We start from the raw sequence: 18,624 nt of genomic DNA on the forward strand, positions 1-18,624 counted from the left end.
CTGATTATTCAATGGCCAGATCTTACTCAATTGTAATCTTGTTCCAGTCCTCATACATTTTAACGGCGCTGGAGAAGTCGCTATCTGGTTCAGCAGTAGCATTGGCAGCCTGAATCAAACTTTGGGCCAGTCCGAGTACCGGTGCTGAAAGTTTTGCATCGCGTACCAAGTCTAAAGCAATTCCGGTGTCTTTGGCCAGTAGCGGCAGGGCAAAGGTTAGTGGAAATGCGCGATTAAGAATACGCTGGGGTAATACCATTTCCGTTACCGCGCTTTTGCCGCTTGAGGCATTAATACAATCCAGCGCTTCGTTTAAGTTTACCCCATGCGCTTTTAAGGTGGTAAATCCTTCGGCAACGGCGCATAAATTCACAGCCATCAACATGTTGTTAATGGCTTTAACAGCAAAACCAGCGCCCGGTTCACCGACATGCTTGATCAGTTGCCCAAAAGCCTGCATTGCGGGTAGGGCTTTTTCAAAAGCTTGCGCATCACCGCCCACCATCACGGTTAAGGTGCCTTTTTCTGCACCGATGGTTTGCCCACTGACAGGTGCATCCAGAAAATCTACCTGTTGTGCTTTGAGCTGCGCAGCCACTTTTTGGGCAGAATCTGGAACACCGCTGGTACAGTCCACCCAGATAGAGCCGGCTTTTAGCGTCAAACCCTCTAACAGATGTTCTACATCCTGGCTGGTCGGCAGGCAGGAGAAAATCACATCGGCCTGTACGGCCTGTTCAAGCTGAACCGCTTGGGTGGCATATTCCGCTGCGTGTTGCTCGGCTTTGGCAAAATTACGGTTCCAGACATAGACTGTATCAAAATGCTGGGGTAAATGTGCGGCCATGCGGTATCCCATAGCGCCCAAACCAATAAATGCAACGGACTGAATCATGCGGTTTCCTTGTGTATTTTTGTTGATCTTTGCTCGAGCCAACGGGTCAGCTTGGGCCAGAATTCATTGGCACTTTTCTGGCTGGACATCAGGCCTAAGTGACCACCCGGAATAAGAGTAAACGTGACATCTGTACTACTTGTCAACTGGCTTAAAGGCTGTGCAGCGGCAGCCGTCACAATCTGGTCGCTTTGCCCGGCCCCGACAAATAAAGAACAGCGAATATTTTTTAGTTCAATATGTTCATCCTTCAGGCGGATAATGCCGTTTTTTAACGGATTTTGCAGCCAGACATTCAGTACCATGTCCTGATTAATCCCGCCCGGATAATCAATCATATTGTTCAGGAAATTCCCCAGCGTGGCATGTTCATGCAGTATTTGCGGATCATGCAGGTTGAGAAACAGCTGGCGCTGACTGTCCAGCCAGCCTTTAGGATCTAGAATTTTAAAACCTAAAGCGTTGATGATGCCGGGCGTATGAATGAAATGTGGGGGAATAGAGCCCTGATGTAAGGCCTGTTTTAATTTGTGATTACGTGAAATCAGCTGGTTGCTGCGTTTAAACAGCTGGCCGATGCGACCGGAAGCATAACTGTCTACCGGGCTGCCCAGCACCATCAGGTTTTTCACGATCTGAGGTTGATGATAGGCGGTATACAGCATCACAAAGACGCCGGCCATACTCCAGCCATGCAGGGAAATCTGCTCGCTATGGGAGTGCTGTCGAATCTGCTCAATACAATGCGGAATCGCAGCATTAATAAAGTACATAAAATTTAAATGACGATGGGTATAGTTTAAACGTCCCCAGTCAATCAGGTAGACATCAAAACCGCTATGCTGGAAATGCTTGATTAAAGAGCGATAGGGATACAAATCATAAATCGCCATATTAATCGCCAGCGGCGCAACAAAGACCAGCGGCTCCTGATAGGCTTTATTGGGTGAAGCGTAATAACGGATTTGTGCGTGTTGGTATTCGCCAATGATCTCATACGGTGTGGTTTGGGAGATCACCAAAGTCTTGCTGTTAAAAAGCCGGGTCGATAAGTTTTTTAACTTCTTGCGTTGATCTGCAAATTTTTTCTGTACTGGGTTCATAGCCTCTATCTGCTTGTCATGACGCTGAGTTGGATGAAGTCTAAGCGATATTTCCATATTTTACCTTGACCTTAAACACCTTGGGCGCTCAAAATGTTGGCAATTCTTATAACGGTAGTCTAAGGGCGAAAATCGAGATGAGCGAACAAGACGAGATCGAATATCAGTTAGATACTTTGGCAATTCGTACTGGTCATGACCGTACCTTCGAGGGTGAGCATAGTGAACCCATCTTTTTAACATCGTCTTTTGTTTGCGAAAGTGCAGCTGATGCAGCCGCTAAATTTTCTGGGCAAATTGAAGGGAATACTTATTCCCGTTATACCAATCCGACTGTCCATACTTTTGAAAAACGCTTAGCAGTGCTCGATGGCGCAGAACGTGCCGTGGCCACCAGTTCAGGTATGGCTGCAGTACATGCAATTACCCTGGCCTATTTAAAAGCCGGCGATCATGTGGTGTGTTCACGCGCGGTATTCGGTTCGATCATTTCATTATTTGAAAAATACGTCATGAAATTTGGCGTAGATGTAACCTTTGTTGATCTGGAAGATTTAGCGGCCTGGCAGCAGGCGATTCGCCCGAATACACGTTTACTGTTTATTGAAACCCCATCTAACCCGTTGGCACAAGTGGGTGATTTGCAAGCGATTGCCGATATTGCCCATGCAGCCAATGCCTTGTTTGCCGTCGACAATACTTTCTGTACCCCGGTTTTACAGCAGCCGATTAAATTTGGTGCGGATTTAATCATTTATTCATCAACCAAATATATTGATGGTCAGGGCCGTGCCTTGGGTGGTGCAGTGGTCGGTAATCATCAGTTATTGGAAGAAATTAATGGCGTGATTCGTACCCTGGGTAACTCGATGAGTCCGTTTAATGCCTGGGTCTTCCTTAAAGGTCTGGAAACTCTGAACCTGCGGATGAAAGCCCACTGCGCCAGTGCGCAGAAGCTGGCAGAATGGCTGGATGCTCATCCAAAAGTGGAAACCGTATATTATGCTGGCTTGCCGCAGCATCCAGGGCATGAGTTAGCGAAAAAACAACAAAGCGGTTTTGGCGGTGTTGTATCGTTCGTGGTGAAAGGTGAGCGTGAAGGCGCATGGACCGTCATTGATAACACGCGTTTCTTATCCATTACCAGTAACCTTGGCGATGTAAAATCTACAATTACCCATCCTGCTACCACCTCACATGGCCGTATGTCTGCCGAAGCCAAACAGCAAGCCGGTATTTCAGAAGGTTTAATTCGTGTTTCTGTGGGTCTGGAAGATATTGATGATATTATTCGCGACCTTAGCCGTGGTTTAGACCTGATTTAATTTATAAATTCTGACATCTTTTTGCTGAATTTTCGTGTAGAGTGCTTAGCCAAAGATGTCAGTTTTGTTCGGAGATTTTTATGAACATTAATATGTTAATGCAGCAAGCGCAGCGCATGCAGAAAGAAGTAGAAAACAATATCAAGAAAGCCAAAGAAGAACTGGCACAAACTGAAGTGCATGCCGAAGCGGGCGGTGGTCTGGTCAAAGTAACCATGACCTGCCGTAACGTGGTGAAGCGTATTGAAATCAATCCTGAACTGTTACAAGACGATCCAGACATGATTGAAGACCTGATTGCTGCGGCCATGAATGATGCAGCGCGTCAGGCAGAAACCATTTCTGAAGAACGTATGAAAGCAGCGAATTCTGGTATGGGCTTACCACCAGGTTTGGCAGGCATGTTCTAAGGTAGCGCATCTGTGTTCAGCGATCGTTTTGATCAACTGGTACAAGCCTTGCGTATTTTGCCAAGTGTTGGGCCAAAATCGGCCCAGCGCATGGCCTTGCACCTGATCATGAAAAACCGTGAAGGCGCGCTGGGTCTGGCTTATGCCTTAAATGAGGCGACCACGCATATTCACGAATGTTCCATCTGCCATTCTTTAACCGAAGATGAAGTGTGCAATATCTGCGCATCTTCGGAACGTGATGAAGAATTACTCTGCGTGGTGGAATCACCAGCCGATGTCATGGCAATTGAACAAAGTGGCAGCTTCCGCGGTAAATATCATGTCTTGGGCGGGCATTTATCGCCGCTTGACGGGATTGGCCCGGAAGAAATCGGGATTCCAGCTTTAATTCACCGTTTAAGCTCGGGTCAGGTCAAAGAAGTGATTCTGGCGACCAATGCCACGGTAGAAGGTCAGGCGACGGCGCATTATCTGGTCGAAGCGACCAAGCATTTACCGGTGCAGATGACCCGGATTGCCCAGGGCGTGCCGCAAGGTGGTGAACTGGAATATATCGACAGTCACACTTTAAGTCAGGCTGTCCATAACCGTATGCGCATGAAATAAGTACTCCGGTGCTTATTTCATCAGATTTCAACTTTTTAAATTGTGTCTTAATCAAATATTGAAACTTTAACTAAGATATAAAAAATATAAACTTTTGTTTATCTTGAGCTTAAACTTTAAAAAAAATCAGCAAAATATACCGTAAGTTTTATTTTTTTATAGCTAAATTATATTTATTGGTTAAAATACCCCTTGAGAAACTTTAACGACTCTCTCTGCTATGTTCCAATTTATTCAACAGCAACAAGACTTTGAAAATGTTTTAACATTAATGAGTCAAAACTCTACCTATGGACTGGATACCGAATTCATCAAGGTTGATACCTTATGGCCCAAATTGGGGGTGTTCCAGATTAATGTCGCAGGAAAAGTTTATTTGTTGGATGGAACAACGCTGAATCTTTCGGCGTTCTGGGAAAAAATCTTCCAGGCGCAGCAGAATATTTTCCATGCTTGCGGCGAAGATATCGACCTGATCTATCATTATGCCCAGCAAAAATCACTGAAAAATGTATTTGATACCCAGGTTGGCATGTCCTTTTTGGGCTATGGTCTGCAGGTCAGCTATCAGAATGCTCTAAAGCAGGTGCTAGAGGTCGATATTGACAAAGACCAGACCCGCTCGGACTGGCTGGCGCGACCATTATCACCGGAACAGTTGCAATATGCAGCCAATGATGTGCTGTATTTAATGCAACTGGCAGAAAAAGTACAGCAGGACTTGCAGCAAAAATCGTTACTGAATCTGGTGGTAGAAGACTGCCGTCATTTAACCCAGGAAATTGGGGAAGATACACCGCTAGAGCGTCTGTATCAGGATGTCGGTAATTACCGCCATTCACGCCGTCAGCTCATGCAGTTGCAGCAATTGGTGGTCTGGCGTGAACAGATGGTTAAGGCTTTAAACCAGCCACGCAGCTTTATTCTGAAAAATACCACCTTACTGGATCTGGTTGAAAAAAATCCGAAAAATAATTTCCAGCTGTCACACGTGAAGGAAATCCGTCCGAATATTTTACGTGAACATGGCAAAACTATTTTAGACCTGTTGAAATTCCTGCCCGATCCAGAGCATTGGCCGCTGCGCATGGCGCGTCCAATTCGCCATTCTTCCAAAGAAGTCGGGCAGCACATTGAGCAGGTGATTCAACGCGGCGTCAATGAAACCGGCATCCCTAAAGAAGTGCTGATGCGGAAAAAATGGCTGAATGCCCTGTATCAGCATGTGGTATTTAAAAATGATGAGCAGGATTTACCAAGCTATTTATTGGGCTGGCGTTATGATCTGCTGACCAAGCCGCTGATTGAAGTGCTGCATCAAGATCAGCAGTATTTATCCAATCATATGAAAGTGATGGATTAAAAAAACAGCAAACTGCTGCCAGAATTATGATTTGTACACAATCACGACTGATGCGTTAATAATCACTAATGTATCCGTCTTTTTTTTGATGTATGCTTTGGCCTGAGTTAAACGAGTATTGTGCTGAATATGTTCTGTTCAATTTATAAATCGAGCAAAAAAGATGAAATGTATCTTTATGTCGCTCGTATTGAAAGCCAAGATGATCAAGCAGAAGCGGCAGATCCGCTTGAAGTGGTACCGGAAGTACTGCGTACTGCATTTGGTCGTGCAACGTTTGTCATGGATTTAGAATTGCATGAAAACCGTAAACTCGCGCGGGCCAATATTCTGCATGTCATGGATTCGATTCAAACCAAAGGCTTCTTTATTCAAATGCCGCCAGAAGGTTTAATTAATCCGAATGCGGTTGAGCCAGAAGGCTTACGCGGTGCCTAAGTTAAATTCAGGAGTTGAGTGATGGAAAATTTAATGACTTTTTTAGAATCAATTCCTGAAAATACCATTGCCGTTACGGTCTATCTATTGGGTAGCCTGATTATTTTATGGTGCTGGTATGAAATTGCCAAACGTCTGCCTCATCCACTTGGCGGCGTAAGCTGGATTGTGGTCTTTGCTATCTTGCTGACGCCTACCATTTCCGAAGGGCATAATGCAGGTATTGCACCGGCCACCTTTGGTTTGCTGTTTGGTGTATTAACCAAGGAAATGCCGCTGGTCTGGTCCAATTTATCTGCCATTCTGGTGGTGATTGGTTTAGGACTGGTGGTTGGTTATTTCTGGTCTAAATATAGCCAGCGTAAGGCAGGTCTTGCTGCCAAGAACAACAGCACAGCGCTTTAATTACAAAAATAAGTTTAAATTGAAATAAGGTTATCTCATGTCTGTAGATACACAACACTTCACTGGTACTGATCAATACATCGCCACTGACAGCTTAAAGCTGGCGGTGCAGGCGGCACGTCGTTTACAAAAGCCCCTGTTAATTAAAGGTGAACCGGGTACCGGTAAAACCTTACTGGCCGAGCAGGTCGCGCAAAGCCTGGGACTGAAACTGATTACCTGGCATATCAAATCGACCACCAAAGCCCAGCAAGGCCTGTATGAATATGATGCCGTGTCGCGTTTACGTGATAGCCAGCTGGGGGATGACCGGGTTTATGATATTAAAAACTATATTAAGCCGGGCAAACTGTGGGAAGCGTTTAGCAGTGAAGAGCGCTGTGTACTGCTGATTGACGAGATTGACAAGGCCGATATCGAGTTTCCAAACGACTTGCTGCATGAGCTGGATAAAATGTCCTTTTTCGTTTATGAAACTGGCGAAACCATTAGCGCAACGCAGCGTCCGATTGTGATCATCACTTCCAATAATGAAAAAGAACTGCCCGATGCCTTCTTGCGTCGCTGTTTCTTCCATTATATTGATTTCCCTGATGAAGCCACCATGCGCGACATCATCAATGTGCATTTCCCGAATATCTCCACGACTTTGGTGTCAGAAGCCTTACAGGTGTTCTTTAAACTACGCCAGATTCCGGGCCTGAAAAAACCGCCTTCAACCTCTGAGCTGATTGACTGGCTGAGTCTGTTAATGGCGGATGACATGCCGGACGATATTCTGCGTAATGCTGACAAAACCAAAGCCATTCCACCATTGTATGGCGCGCTGATTAAAAACGAGCAGGATGTTCAGTTACTGGAACGCTTAGCCTTTATGGCCCGTCGTTAAGGGAGTAATCGCCACATGTTTGTGCGATTGTTTTATACCTTAAGAAAATACGGCATCCCGGTCACCACCCGCGAACTGATTGACCTGAACCGTGCAGTGGCAGAAGGTCTGGTCTTTGCCAATCAGGATGAGTTTTATCATCTGGCCAAAACCATTATGGTCAAGGATGAGCGCTTTTTTGACAAGTTCGACCGGGCCATGAAAGATTACTTTGATGGTATCTCGACCTTTGATCTGGATGAATTGCTGAATCAGGTCCATAAGCTGCCGAAAGACTGGTTTGATCTGGAGCTGCTGGAAAAGCATTTAACCCCGGAGCAGCGCGAAGAACTGAAAAAAGCCGGTTCACTGGAAGAACTGATGAAAATGCTGGAAGAGCGTTTACGCGAACAGCATAAAAAGCATCAGGGCGGTAACCGCATGATTGGGACCGGTGGAACCTCGCCGTTTGGTGCCTATGGTGATCATCCTGAAGGGGTGCGTATAGGCGGGCCGGGCCGTAAACGTTCAGCGGTTAAAGTCTGGGAACAGCGTCAATACCGTAATCTGGATGATGACCAGCTGCTCGGTTCACGGCAAATGCAAATGGCGCTGCGCCGTCTGCGCAAGTTTGCCCGTCAGGGCGCGGCTGAAGAGTTAGATGTCGATGGCACCATTCGTGAAACCGCCAAACAGGGTATTCTGGATGTGCAACTGGTACCCGAACGGCGTAACCGGGTTAAAGTGTTAATGCTGTTTGATGTCGGCGGCTCCATGGATGCGCACATCGCCCAGTGTGAAAAGCTGTTTAGTGCCGCCAAAACCGAATTTAAAACGCTGGAATATTTTTATTTTCATAACTGCCTGTACGACTATGTCTGGAAAGACAACGTGCGCCGTTCACACACCCGTATGAATACCTGGGACTTATTCAATACCTATGGACGCGACTATCGTGTGATTGTGGTCGGGGATGCCAGTATGGCACCTTATGAGCTGAATGCCGTTGGGGGTTCAGTGGAATATATGAATGATGAGGCCGGGCAGGTGTGGTTGCGCCGTTTACGCCAGCATTTTGATAAAACCGCCTGGCTGAACCCGGAACAAGAGCAATATTGGCACTACACCCAGACCATCGGTTTAATCCAGCAAATTTTTGAAAATCATATGTATCCCATGACGTTAAAGGGGATTGAAGATTTAACCCGTTATTTGGCGCGTTAAGCTTCATAAAATAGAAGGAATACTGCATGAACTCTCAGATGAATGGCGTTGCCTTACCCAATGAAGATGGCTTTTTTGGTGAATATGGCGGGCAGTTTATTCCACCGCATCTGAAAGCGGCGATGGATGATATTAAAGTGGCCTACGAAGAAATTCGTCAGACTCCGGAATTTCAGCAGGAACTGGCTGAGCTATTCGCACATTATGTAGGTCGTCCAAGTCCGCTATTTCATGCCAAGCGTTTATCTGAGCAGTTGGGCGGGGCACAAATCTATTTAAAACGTGAAGATTTAAACCACACTGGTGCACATAAAATTAACCATTGTTTAGGTGAAGCCTTGCTGGCCAAATATATGGGCAAAACCAAAGTCATTGCCGAAACTGGCGCTGGTCAGCATGGCGTGGCATTGGCAACCGCCTGTGCTCTGGTGGGTATTCCATGCGAAATTCACATGGGTCAGGTCGATATTGAGAAAGAACATCCAAATGTCGTAAAAATGAAAATTCTGGGCGCCAAGCTGATTTCCGTGACCCGCGGCACTGCAACCTTAAAAGATGCGGTAGACAGCGCCTTCGAAGAATACTTAAAAGATCCGAAAAACTATATTTATGCGATTGGTTCGGTGGTGGGACCGCATCCATTCCCGATGATGGTACGTGATTTCCAGGCCATTATTGGTGATGAAATTAAAGTTCAGGCGCAGGAACGTTTTGGTGCACAGCCGGATTATATTGTGGCTTGTGTCGGTGGTGGTTCTAATGCTGTGGGCGCTTTTACCGCGTTTCTGAATGATCCGGAAGTAAAACTGGTTGGTGTTGAGCCAGCCGGTCATGGCCTGAATACCGATATGCACTCTGCAACCCTCACCTTAGGTAAACCGGGTCAGTTACACGGTATGGCCTGTTATGTGCTGGAAGATGAGCAGGGTGAGCCACTCCCGGTACACTCGATTGCATCTGGGCTGGATTATCCGGGTGTAGGGCCACAGCACAGCTTCCTGAAAGATGCTGGTCGTGTCGAATATACCACTGCTACTGATCAGGAATGTCTGGACGCCTTTATTCAGCTATCACGGGTTGAAGGGATTGTGCCGGCACTGGAAAGCTCGCATGCGGTCGCATGGGCAATACGTGAAGCACCAAAAATGTCTAAAGATACTAATATTGTGGTAAACCTGTCCGGTCGCGGCGACAAAGATGCGGACTATGTGGCACACAAGCTGGGCTTGAATTAATCCTGTTTAGTCTCTTTTAAACGAGCAGTTTTAAAAAAGATCGTTTTTTAAAAGGCTAGCCATAAAAAAACTCTCCTGAAGGAGAGTTTTTTTTGTTTTTTATATTGTCTGTTTAGCTGGCAATATATTGTTGTAGCTGGTCAATCAGTTTACGTTGATCATCCATTACTGCTTTTACCAAGTCGCCAATCGACACCAGTCCAACCAGTTTGCCATCTTCTACTACCGGTAAATGACGTAAATGACGATCGGTCATCAGGCTTAAACAGTCTTCTACACTGGTGCTTTGGGTCACGGTCAGTACCTTTGCGGTCATAATCTCATTGACGGTGGTGTCATAAGAAGAGCGTTCCATCAACGCAATTTTACGGGTGTAGTCACGCTCGGATAAAATCCCGACCACTTGGCCTTCATGGGTCACTACAAGCGCCCCAATGCCTTTATCGGCCATAATTGAAATTGCTTCGAGTACAGTTGCTTCTGGACTAACGGTGTATATTTCCTGGCTATGCTTATCTTTTAATACGTGTGTTACATTGGTCATTCTGTCTGGTCCTTGCCATTTTTGTTCTTGGTATGGGTTCTAACTTAACCTCAATTTTGAAAAATGCCAATAGTTTTATCATTAGAGGCCATAATCAGCAGTCATATTGTTTTCGTTGAGGTTTGATGGTGCATGAATCTCTACGTTAAGCGGTCTTTAACTGGGTGTCATTAAAGAAAAAGTGTTTCATTTGCTGTGTGGTCAGCTTGAATTGCTGGCTGGAACAATGACACAGCGCCGGTGTAACTTTTAAACGGGTTAAGGTCGGTAGCAAAGAATTCTGGAAATCCTGCGGACTAATCTGGCGTGGAGTGTAGTTTGGCCAGTGTTTCTTGGCATATTTATAGGCTTGGACACCGTTTAACCAAAAGGGAAAAATAAAATCATCCTGATCGGAGGTCATGGCCCAACCCTGATGATATAGCCCCCAAAGTACCCCGCAATACATCATTGATTTTAGAATACTGATTTTCATGTGAATATCTTGGGCAGCGGGTTTTAAAGACTTAATCTGGTTCATGTCATATAAACACTAATGTGGTGCCTGTATTGTAGGAAATTCAGATGAATAAAGCGTTTAAGCTTTGCGTTAAATCGTAAACAAATATAAAAAACCAAATTTCAGGCATTAAAAAACGCCACCTAGGTGACGTCTGTTTATGCTTGCATGGTGGCCATATTCTGCCAGTACTGTGCTTTGAGTGAATCGCGTTCTACGCGGAAGCCTTGATAGTACAGTTCAGCTAAGAACATAGCGGCTTTGCCATGACCCGCGCGGGCAACCTGTTCAAGTTCAGCCACAGCATCTTGGAAGTTCATCTGTGATTGAATGGTGTTAACCGCATTTGCATATGCAATTTCAAGATCATGGTGAGAGATACTCTGAATCATATAAAACTCCTTTATTTTAATTATGATCGCAATAAAGACTGTATAGCCAGTCTAAATAATAGTTTATCGAGGTTGTGTTAAACTAATATTACACATTCGTGGAAATGTCAACTAAGAGATGGGGCAGATCCGTGATATTTCAAGTTTACATGATTAAACATTGAACACTCTATAATTTTATTATGATATGCATATAAGAAAGGTAACATAAAAAGGAGAGCCACATGACAAATACAATAGACGGTTTTAACTTTGATCTGCCTTTACGTGCGGAGCAGATTATCGAGCTGGCCCATCATCACCGTAAAAAACTCGATGAGGCGGTGTTCCATCAGGAAATTCATTTAGGTGAGTATTGTCTGGCGCAGCGTAAACGTGTGCATGACTTTACCAGTACACTCGATCCACAGCAGCGTGAAGAATTCTACCGTATTTATAATGGTGAGCTAATCAGCATTGCCGATGATGATGAACTGCATCCGGCTGATGCCGAAAAAGGGGTCAGTATCTTTGCCATCTTCATTGTGCTGGCCCTTGTCGCGGGTATTATCCTGTATACCGTATTCCGCGCGCTGATGACTTAAACAGCAATGGCTCAATTTTACTCGCCAGTTCGGGTAAAATTGGGTCATCTATCTTGTGCAAATACCGCTAGCATCCTACACTACGGCTATTCGAGGTAGGCTATGCATGACGCAATACAAAAAATTTCTCAATTATTCATTCAATTAAAATCACGACTCACGTTAGAGCAAATTTATAATGGGGTAGTGGTCAGCATTATTGTCATTATTCTCCTGTTATCTTCTATTGCACTTTATCGCCCGGTCGGGTCCGTACAATTTCAGAATATTGAGTATCTGTCACAGCAGTCGATGTATCCTGAAACCCAGGAGATGGCTGTGCGCTTAATGCAGCAGCCACAGGTGCGTTATGGGCAGTATCTTAAATTGATGCAGGCCCATCAGATGGAACTGGGTCAGGCAAAACAACTTCCTCCCCTGGATGTGGAGGCATATTAATCGCCGGAATATCTTCAACCTGAGGAAGCGATTGACCGCCGGTGGTCTGTAAATTGTACTGCAACAGTTGTTCTAAAGCCGCCTTATCTAAACTTTCACTCACTACAATCACGGTCAGATGTTCCGGATGCAGATGCCGGCGTACCACAGCTTGCACATCTTCGGCGCTAATTTTACTGAGCTGCACTGAATATTCACTCAGGCTTTGTGCCGATTGTCCATAAAATCCCAAACTGCCGAGCTGGGCATTAATACTGGCATTGCTGCTGTAATGGTTAGGATAGGCTCTTAACAAGCCGTTTTTGGTTTCTTCCAGCTGTTTCGGATCAATCGGTTCGCGGACAAAATCGACCAGTGCCTTATGCGCGACACGAATACTGTCCATCAGTTGATCTTGCCGGGTTGAGTAGCTGATGCGAAATACACCCGGTGCCTGACTAAAACTCATGCTGCTGGATGCGCCATAGGTATAGCCGCGTTTTACCCGCAGTTCTTTCATCAAAACAGAATGAAAACCACTACCGCCGAGCATACGATTGGCCACTTCTAGAGCCAGCCGGTCTGGATCATGACGTGTGGTGCCAATATGACCGAGCACAATATGCGCCTGACTGGACTGATAGGGCATGTGTACAATCTGAAAGCCATTTGCTGTGATGGGTGTGGGGAGTGGTGCAGCCGCCTGACCTTGCGCTAAGTTGCCGGCAATGCGTTCTGCCAGATTTAAAGCTGCTTTGGCCTGCATTTTTCCGGTAATGGCAATATTCATATTCTGCGCCACCAGAAACTGCTCACGGAACTGTTGCAGATGTTTGGGCTGAATCCGCTGAATACTGCCATTGGTACCGTTAATTGGCTGGGCATAAGGATGTTGCCCATATAAGCTGCGATACAGCTGAATCTCCATCATCCGGCTGGGATTTTCTTTCAGCTGTTTTTGCCCCAGCTGGTTATTGCTGACCACCATGCCAATACTCTGTTTTTCAAAGGTGGCATGTTTGAGCAGTTCCATCATCATGGCTAAAGCCGGTTCCAGTTTTTCCGGGTCAGACAGCACCCGTAATTTGACAATAAACATATCCCGATAGGCTCGCGCACTAAACTGCGCGCCGACCTGTTCAAACACGGCAGCCACTTGTTGTGCATTATATTTGGGCGTGCCTTCATCTAAGAGCTGGGCGGCCATATTGGCCACGCCGTATAAGCCGCTTTCAATTTCCCGATCACGCGCGGCACCGGCATTAAAGGTCAGCTGTATATCCAGAATTGGCAAGTCCTGTGTTTCCACAAACAGGGTTCTGACCTGATAACGGTTGTTCAGGTCATGCACATAAGGCGCGCGATAATCCAATTTCTGCTGATTAATATTTCTGAGACTTTGCAGCAGCGGCAGAGATTGTAAGGTATTTGGATTTTCATCCACTTCGGTGGTGGTATTGACATTGGCCTGCGCAGAACTGATCGCAAATAAGCTGGCCACCAGAACGCAGGAACGGAAATAGGGCATGTCGGTATCCTTTAGGGTGACTTGCTGTGTGGACGCAAATATAAGGTGGTCAAATTGTCACGCACAAAATAGACATTGGCGACGCGTTGAATGTCTTGCGGGCGTACGGTTTCAAAATGCTGGGGCAGCTCATCCATCAGGCGATAACTCAATCCATTCACCTCCAGATTACCCATCATCTTGGCCTGTCCAGCCAGATCATCCTGACTATAAAGCAAATTCGACACAAACTTGGCTGTCACGCGTTTCACTTCCTGTTCATGCACCAGCTCGGTTTTTAGGCGTTCAATTTCAGCCTGAATCGCCTGTTCAGCTTGGGCCAGATCCACGCCATCCACCGGTAAAGCTGAAATGGTAAACAGGCTGTCGCCACGATTATATGGATCATAGCTGACGCTTAAGGCGCTTAAGAGTTTTTGCTCACGAATCAGACGCTGCTGCAGACGAGAAGAAATGCCGCTGTCTAATAAATGCTGAATAATGGTGAGTGCATAGGCATCTTGCGGATTGGTCGCAGTCGTTAGCGAACGGACATTCCAGGCCATATACAAATTCGGCACCTGAACCGGAAAATTCAGTTCCATGTGCCGATAGCCCAGACGTTCAAATTCGCGGACATCATTGCGGGCTGGCAGGCTGCGCGCTGGAATATCGGCAAAGTATTTTTGCGCCTGCAGCAAGGCCGCTTCAGCATTAACATCGCCGACAATAATTAAAATGGCATTATTCGGGCTATACCACTGCTTGTACCACTGACGTAAATCCTCCAGCTGGATATTTTGCAGATCTTTCATATGCCCAATAATTGGCTGGCGATAATGACTGGTCGGGTAGGCAATCCATTTAAACCGTTCAAAAGCCAAAGCACGCGGATTGTCATCGGTACGCTGGCGCCGTTCTTCCATCACCACTTTGATTTCGGTGGCAAAATCCTGCTGGCGCAGCAATAAATTACGCATCCGGTCGGCTTCAAGCTCCAGCGCCATCGGAAAATAGGTTTTTGGATACAGCTGATAATAATTGGTGTAATTGGTAAAGGTCGAGGCATTGACCCGGCCGCCGTAAATCCGGCTGAGGCGGGTAAATTCATCATTCGGTACTTTATGCGTACCCTTGAACATCATATGTTCCAGTGCATGAGAAATACCGAGTAAATTTCCCGACTCATCACTGCTACCAACTTTGTACCAGATTTGAGTCATCACCATTGGCGAACGATGATCTTCACGAATAATCACTTTTAAACCGTTTTTTAACGTGGTTTCAACGGTACTGCGTGCCAGCTCGCTTTGAGTATTGGCCGCCAAAGCATTCGATGAGAAACCGATCAGAAGTAGGGTAAGGGCGAAACGTTGTTGTTTTAAATGATGAACCACAGCAGGCAAAATTTTATTGTTCAGTATCACAAAGATGATCCGCAATGCATCTGTATTTGCTTTCATTCTTCAGAAACGGGGCAGTGAAAGCAAGGGAATCCTGTAACTTTTTGCAGCCTGCGACACATGATTGGCAATGACAAGTCAAAGCGGGCAGTTTATGTTAGAATCCAACTTTTTAACGCACTGCTTTTCAAGGATTCGGCATGCAACAGCAATCTAATGGGCAAAATAAATTTTTGATTGATGCTGATATCGGGGATGACGATGTCACTTTGCCAAGTTTACCTGCGGTAAATGTACCTATCGTTGAAACACCTAAAGTAGAACAAGCACCTGTTTCTGCGCCTGTAGCCACAGAAGCAGCTGAAGAGAAATCAAAAGGCGGTTTCTTTAGCCGTATGAAAGAAGGGTTAACAAAAACCCGTAAAAACTTTGCCGATGGGATGGTCAACATCTTAATTGGTGGCAAAGAAATTGATGATGAACTTTTAGAAGAAGTTGAAGAGCAATTGCTGGTGGCCGATATTGGTGTTGATGCCACCAAAACCATTATTGCCAACCTGACTGAACGTACTGCGCGTGGCGATCTGATTTATTCACACTCGTTGTATAAAGCCTTGCAGGAAGAGCTGGTGGCTTTACTGGCGCCGCGTGTTAAACCGTTGCATATTGATTCGAATAAAAATCCGTATGTCATTCTGGTGGTGGGCGTGAATGGTGTGGGTAAAACCACCACCATTGGTAAGCTGGCCAAACGTTTACAAGGTGAAGGCAAGAAAGTCATGCTGGCCGCTGGTGATACCTTCCGTGCAGCAGCGACTGAACAGTTACAAATCTGGGGCGAGCGTAATGATGTTGCTGTGGTCGCACAAGGTCATGGTGCAGACAGTGCTTCGGTTATTTTTGATGCCTTTGAAAGTGCGCGTGCCAAAGGTATGGATGTCTTGATTGCTGATACTGCAGGACGTTTGCATAACAAAGGTCATTTGATGCAGGAACTGACCAAAGTTAAACGCGTGATGCAAAAAATTGATGCCACTGCACCGCATGAAGTGATGCTGGTGGTAGATGCCGGTACCGGTCAGAATGCGATTAACCAGGTTGAAATGTTTGATGAAGCGGTCGGCTTGACCGGTCTAACTATTACCAAACTGGATGGTACCGCCAAAGGTGGTGTGCTGTTTAATATTGCCAGCCGTACCCATGTGCCTATCCGCTTTATTGGGGTGGGTGAAAAAATTGATGACCTGCGTCCATTTTCAGCCAAGTCCTTTGTGGCAGCGCTGTTTGAAACAGACAAATAAGCAGCTCAAAAACTCCGCGATTTGCGGAGTTTTTTTATATATCCTTTAAACTGGAAGAAAACCTAATAATTGATCTAAACCTAGAGCAGGAATGATGCTCCATCCGCTTTGATGTGCTTTAAAATTTAACTTGTTTTCATAAAATCTACGATAAGCGCGGTTATTGTTCCATAAATGCAACACATTGTTATAAAACTGGGGCTATTTCCCAGCCCAGGCAGCCGTTAAGATAAATCCATCTGTTATAAACACAAGACCATACCAAGGAAAAAGATATGTCATTTAAAGATCATTTACTTAAACGCCGTACCATTTACTCAATTGGTAAAAATGTGGCGCTAGACGAAGCGAAAATTGAAGAAATTATTAAAGAAGCCGTTCGTTTAAGCCCATCTTCGTTTAACTCGCAAACTTCACGTGTGGTGATTCTGTTTGGTGAATCACATGCCAAATTCTGGGAAATTGTACGTGAAACCTTGCGTAAAATGGTGCCGGCTGAAAACTTTGCATCAACTGACAGCAAAATCAGCAGCTTTGCCGCAGGTTTTGGTACTGCGTTATTCTATGAAGACCAAGATGTCGTGAAAGCACTGCAAGAACAATTTGCACTATATGCAGATAACTTCCCGGTATGGTCAGAGCATTCAACAGGGATTGCCCAGTTTGCAACCTGGATTGCGCTGGCAGAAAACAACATTGGTGCATCGCTACAGCATTACAACCCGATTATTGATGAAGAAGTTGCGGCGACCTTTGATGTACCAGCCAACTGGAAATTAAGAGCGCAACTGGTGTTCGGTTCAATTGAAGCACCAGCGGGTGATAAAGAGTTTATGAATGATGCAGATCGTTTTAAAACTTTTCACTAAGTTGCATAGCTAAACCAAAGAAAGGGCGCATTCAGCGCTCTTTTTTATGGCAAAACGACACTAAAAAGAGAGAAATTGGGCTTTCCCCATTTTTGTCATAAAACTGTCATTTCAGCGCTGCATAGTGCAACTAAAATTGAACAATTGACTAGAGTGAACAGCATGGCTTTACGTTTATCCTTCGCAGCACTGGCTTTAAGTTTAAGTAGTACAGCTTTTTCCGCAGTGACCATTACGGCACCGGAAGAAATTAAGGTTGAAGGTTTAAATGGTCAGGAAGTGAAAAGCCGTCTGTTTAGCAGTAATCATAACTATAGCGTGCAGCCTGGCGAGAATGTGCTGAGCGTACGTTATGTACAGTTTTTTGAAGAGCATCCGGGCATTGGTTCACACGATATTGTACGTTCGGGCATCGTGCATATTAAAACTCCGGTTTTACAAGATAAAGCCACATACCGTTTAGGGCTGGTGAATCCACCAAAAACGCATGATGATGCCAAGGAGTTTGCCAAGCAGCCGGTATTCGGTTTATTTGATGCGAAAAATCAGCTGCTGGTGCAGCAGGCTGGAGCCAAAGATTTAAACCGTGGCATTTTACAAAACTTATTTAGTACTTCTTCAACAGAATCTGCGCAGGCCGCACCTGTATCGGTGACACAACCAGCAGCGGTGTATAGTCCGCAAGCAGTCGTGACAACCAAACCCGTTGCAACTGTTAGCAATGTTGCCGGTGCAGATCAGCAACTGATTCAGCTGTGGCAACAAGCGTCTAAAACAGAACGACAAAAATTTATGTCGTGGCTGGCAGAACAGGCCAATTAAAAACCGCAATAAAATGAAAAGATTATAAAACCAGCTTCGGCTGGTTTTTTATTTATAGATTTAAAGTCTAAGTGGACTACTTTATTTTTATAATTACTTAGCTAAACTTAGTAATACAGATGAAATATGCAGCAATCTGGTTTAAAAATAACCAGACAGGTACTTTTTTCTTAAAACTTTATAAAATGTGCTTGCAAAGCTTTTAAATTTCTCTAGAATGCACCCCATACCGACGAGATACACGGTGATGAACGAGGCGGATCGCTGAGTTGTCGAGTGTTTTGAGTCCAGCTTCTGGCACTGACGAGGTGTTGGAAAGATCATTAAGAGATTATGAAGAACAACTTGTGTGGATTTTTACTGGTTGATTAATCGAATATATTTTCATTAATTGATTGGTTTAAATTACTC

At 45.2% G+C, this 18,624-nt stretch carries 21 protein-coding genes; 14 read left to right on the forward strand and 7 right to left on the reverse strand.

What is annotated here, in order from left to right; genetic code table 11:
* Positions 1-22: 22 nt before the first annotated feature.
* Positions 23-895, reverse strand: coding sequence for an NAD(P)-dependent oxidoreductase (locus FTT68_RS12280; protein WP_168398672.1), 873 nt, complete (start codon positions 893-895; stop codon positions 23-25).
* Complete coding sequence (locus FTT68_RS12285; RefSeq protein WP_180175403.1) at positions 892-1,998, reverse strand: alpha/beta fold hydrolase; 1,107 nt, start codon at positions 1,996-1,998, stop codon at positions 892-894. Before FTT68_RS12285 ends, FTT68_RS12280 begins: the two co-directional genes overlap by 4 nt.
* Positions 1,999-2,135: 137 nt before the next feature.
* Here FTT68_RS12285 and FTT68_RS12290 point away from each other — a divergent pair, with 137 nt between their 5' ends.
* The 9 genes from FTT68_RS12290 (at position 2,136) to trpB (ending at position 9,875) form a co-directional block, all read left to right on the forward strand.
* On the forward strand, positions 2,136-3,323 hold the full coding sequence (locus FTT68_RS12290; protein WP_005178426.1) for an O-succinylhomoserine sulfhydrylase: 1,188 nt from the start codon (positions 2,136-2,138) through the stop codon (positions 3,321-3,323).
* An 80-nt stretch (positions 3,324-3,403) separates the two neighbouring features.
* Positions 3,404-3,733 carry a YbaB/EbfC family nucleoid-associated protein gene (locus tag FTT68_RS12295; protein WP_005178423.1) on the forward strand — a complete coding sequence of 110 codons (330 nt, stop codon included), beginning with the start codon at positions 3,404-3,406 and terminating at the stop codon, positions 3,731-3,733.
* 12 nt (positions 3,734-3,745) lie between these two features.
* Positions 3,746-4,342 (forward strand): recombination mediator RecR, encoded by a 597-nt coding sequence (recR, locus tag FTT68_RS12300; protein WP_005178420.1) that lies wholly within the window; start codon positions 3,746-3,748, stop codon positions 4,340-4,342.
* A gap of 220 nt (positions 4,343-4,562) precedes the next feature.
* Positions 4,563-5,705, forward strand: a complete 1,143-nt coding sequence (locus tag FTT68_RS12305) for an HRDC domain-containing protein (protein ID WP_104472778.1) — start codon at positions 4,563-4,565, stop codon at positions 5,703-5,705.
* A gap of 129 nt (positions 5,706-5,834) precedes the next feature.
* Positions 5,835-6,143: a YcgL domain-containing protein gene (locus tag FTT68_RS12310; RefSeq protein ID WP_005178417.1), complete on the forward strand. Its 309-nt coding sequence runs from the start codon at positions 5,835-5,837 to the stop codon at positions 6,141-6,143.
* A 21-nt stretch (positions 6,144-6,164) separates the two neighbouring features.
* Positions 6,165-6,548, forward strand: coding sequence for a hypothetical protein (locus tag FTT68_RS12315; protein ID WP_045795396.1), 384 nt, complete (start codon positions 6,165-6,167; stop codon positions 6,546-6,548).
* A 37-nt stretch (positions 6,549-6,585) separates the two neighbouring features.
* Positions 6,586-7,437 (forward strand): MoxR family ATPase, encoded by an 852-nt coding sequence (locus FTT68_RS12320; RefSeq protein WP_045795395.1) that lies wholly within the window; start codon positions 6,586-6,588, stop codon positions 7,435-7,437.
* Between the two features lie 15 nt (positions 7,438-7,452).
* Positions 7,453-8,640 (forward strand): VWA domain-containing protein, encoded by a 1,188-nt coding sequence (locus FTT68_RS12325; RefSeq protein WP_104505803.1) that lies wholly within the window; start codon positions 7,453-7,455, stop codon positions 8,638-8,640.
* A 26-nt stretch (positions 8,641-8,666) separates the two neighbouring features.
* On the forward strand, positions 8,667-9,875 hold the full coding sequence (gene trpB, locus FTT68_RS12330) for a tryptophan synthase subunit beta (protein ID WP_075167962.1): 1,209 nt from the start codon (positions 8,667-8,669) through the stop codon (positions 9,873-9,875).
* A 112-nt stretch (positions 9,876-9,987) separates the two neighbouring features.
* Here the strand turns inward: trpB and FTT68_RS12335 are convergent, their stop codons facing one another.
* The 3 genes from FTT68_RS12335 to FTT68_RS12345 all read right to left on the reverse strand — a co-directional run bounded on the left by FTT68_RS12335 (position 9,988) and on the right by FTT68_RS12345 (position 11,310).
* Positions 9,988-10,419: a CBS domain-containing protein gene (locus FTT68_RS12335; protein WP_005178410.1), complete on the reverse strand. Its 432-nt coding sequence runs from the start codon at positions 10,417-10,419 to the stop codon at positions 9,988-9,990.
* A gap of 145 nt (positions 10,420-10,564) precedes the next feature.
* Positions 10,565-10,939: a DUF2750 domain-containing protein gene (locus FTT68_RS12340; RefSeq protein ID WP_160241259.1), complete on the reverse strand. Its 375-nt coding sequence runs from the start codon at positions 10,937-10,939 to the stop codon at positions 10,565-10,567.
* Positions 10,940-11,076: 137 nt separating this feature from the next.
* Positions 11,077-11,310, reverse strand: a complete 234-nt coding sequence (locus FTT68_RS12345) for a hypothetical protein (RefSeq protein WP_005178404.1) — start codon at positions 11,308-11,310, stop codon at positions 11,077-11,079.
* 224 nt (positions 11,311-11,534) lie between these two features.
* Between FTT68_RS12345 and FTT68_RS12350 the strand changes: the two genes are divergently transcribed.
* Both FTT68_RS12350 and FTT68_RS12355 read left to right on the forward strand, forming a co-directional pair.
* Complete coding sequence (locus FTT68_RS12350) at positions 11,535-11,894, forward strand: hypothetical protein (RefSeq protein ID WP_075174531.1); 360 nt, start codon at positions 11,535-11,537, stop codon at positions 11,892-11,894.
* Between the two features lie 102 nt (positions 11,895-11,996).
* The gene (locus FTT68_RS12355) at positions 11,997-12,332 is read left to right on the forward strand and encodes a hypothetical protein (RefSeq protein WP_005178398.1); all 336 of its coding nucleotides are present in this window, start codon (positions 11,997-11,999) and stop codon (positions 12,330-12,332) included.
* Here the strand turns inward: FTT68_RS12355 and FTT68_RS12360 are convergent.
* Together FTT68_RS12360 and FTT68_RS12365 are read right to left on the reverse strand one after the other, a co-directional pair.
* Positions 12,256-13,839, reverse strand: coding sequence for a pitrilysin family protein (locus FTT68_RS12360; RefSeq protein WP_180175404.1), 1,584 nt, complete (start codon positions 13,837-13,839; stop codon positions 12,256-12,258). The two genes, FTT68_RS12355 and FTT68_RS12360, sit on opposite strands and share 77 nt — an antisense overlap.
* Before the next feature lie 11 nt (positions 13,840-13,850).
* On the reverse strand, positions 13,851-15,245 hold the full coding sequence (locus tag FTT68_RS12365; protein ID WP_180175405.1) for a pitrilysin family protein: 1,395 nt from the start codon (positions 15,243-15,245) through the stop codon (positions 13,851-13,853).
* A gap of 176 nt (positions 15,246-15,421) precedes the next feature.
* Between FTT68_RS12365 and ftsY the strand changes: the two genes are divergently transcribed.
* From ftsY to FTT68_RS12380, 3 genes are all read left to right on the forward strand, one after another.
* On the forward strand, positions 15,422-16,522 hold the full coding sequence (ftsY, locus tag FTT68_RS12370; RefSeq protein ID WP_016658995.1) for a signal recognition particle-docking protein FtsY: 1,101 nt from the start codon (positions 15,422-15,424) through the stop codon (positions 16,520-16,522).
* 275 nt (positions 16,523-16,797) lie between these two features.
* Positions 16,798-17,391 (forward strand): nitroreductase family protein, encoded by a 594-nt coding sequence (locus FTT68_RS12375; protein ID WP_016658994.1) that lies wholly within the window; start codon positions 16,798-16,800, stop codon positions 17,389-17,391.
* A 162-nt stretch (positions 17,392-17,553) separates the two neighbouring features.
* Complete coding sequence (locus FTT68_RS12380) at positions 17,554-18,213, forward strand: DUF2057 domain-containing protein (protein WP_005178385.1); 660 nt, start codon at positions 17,554-17,556, stop codon at positions 18,211-18,213.
* The last annotated feature ends 411 nt before the right edge of the window (positions 18,214-18,624 follow it).

The sequence above is a fragment of the Acinetobacter sp. Q85-2 genome (assembly GCF_013420555.1).
Taxonomy (GTDB): domain Bacteria; phylum Pseudomonadota; class Gammaproteobacteria; order Pseudomonadales; family Moraxellaceae; genus Acinetobacter; species Acinetobacter indicus.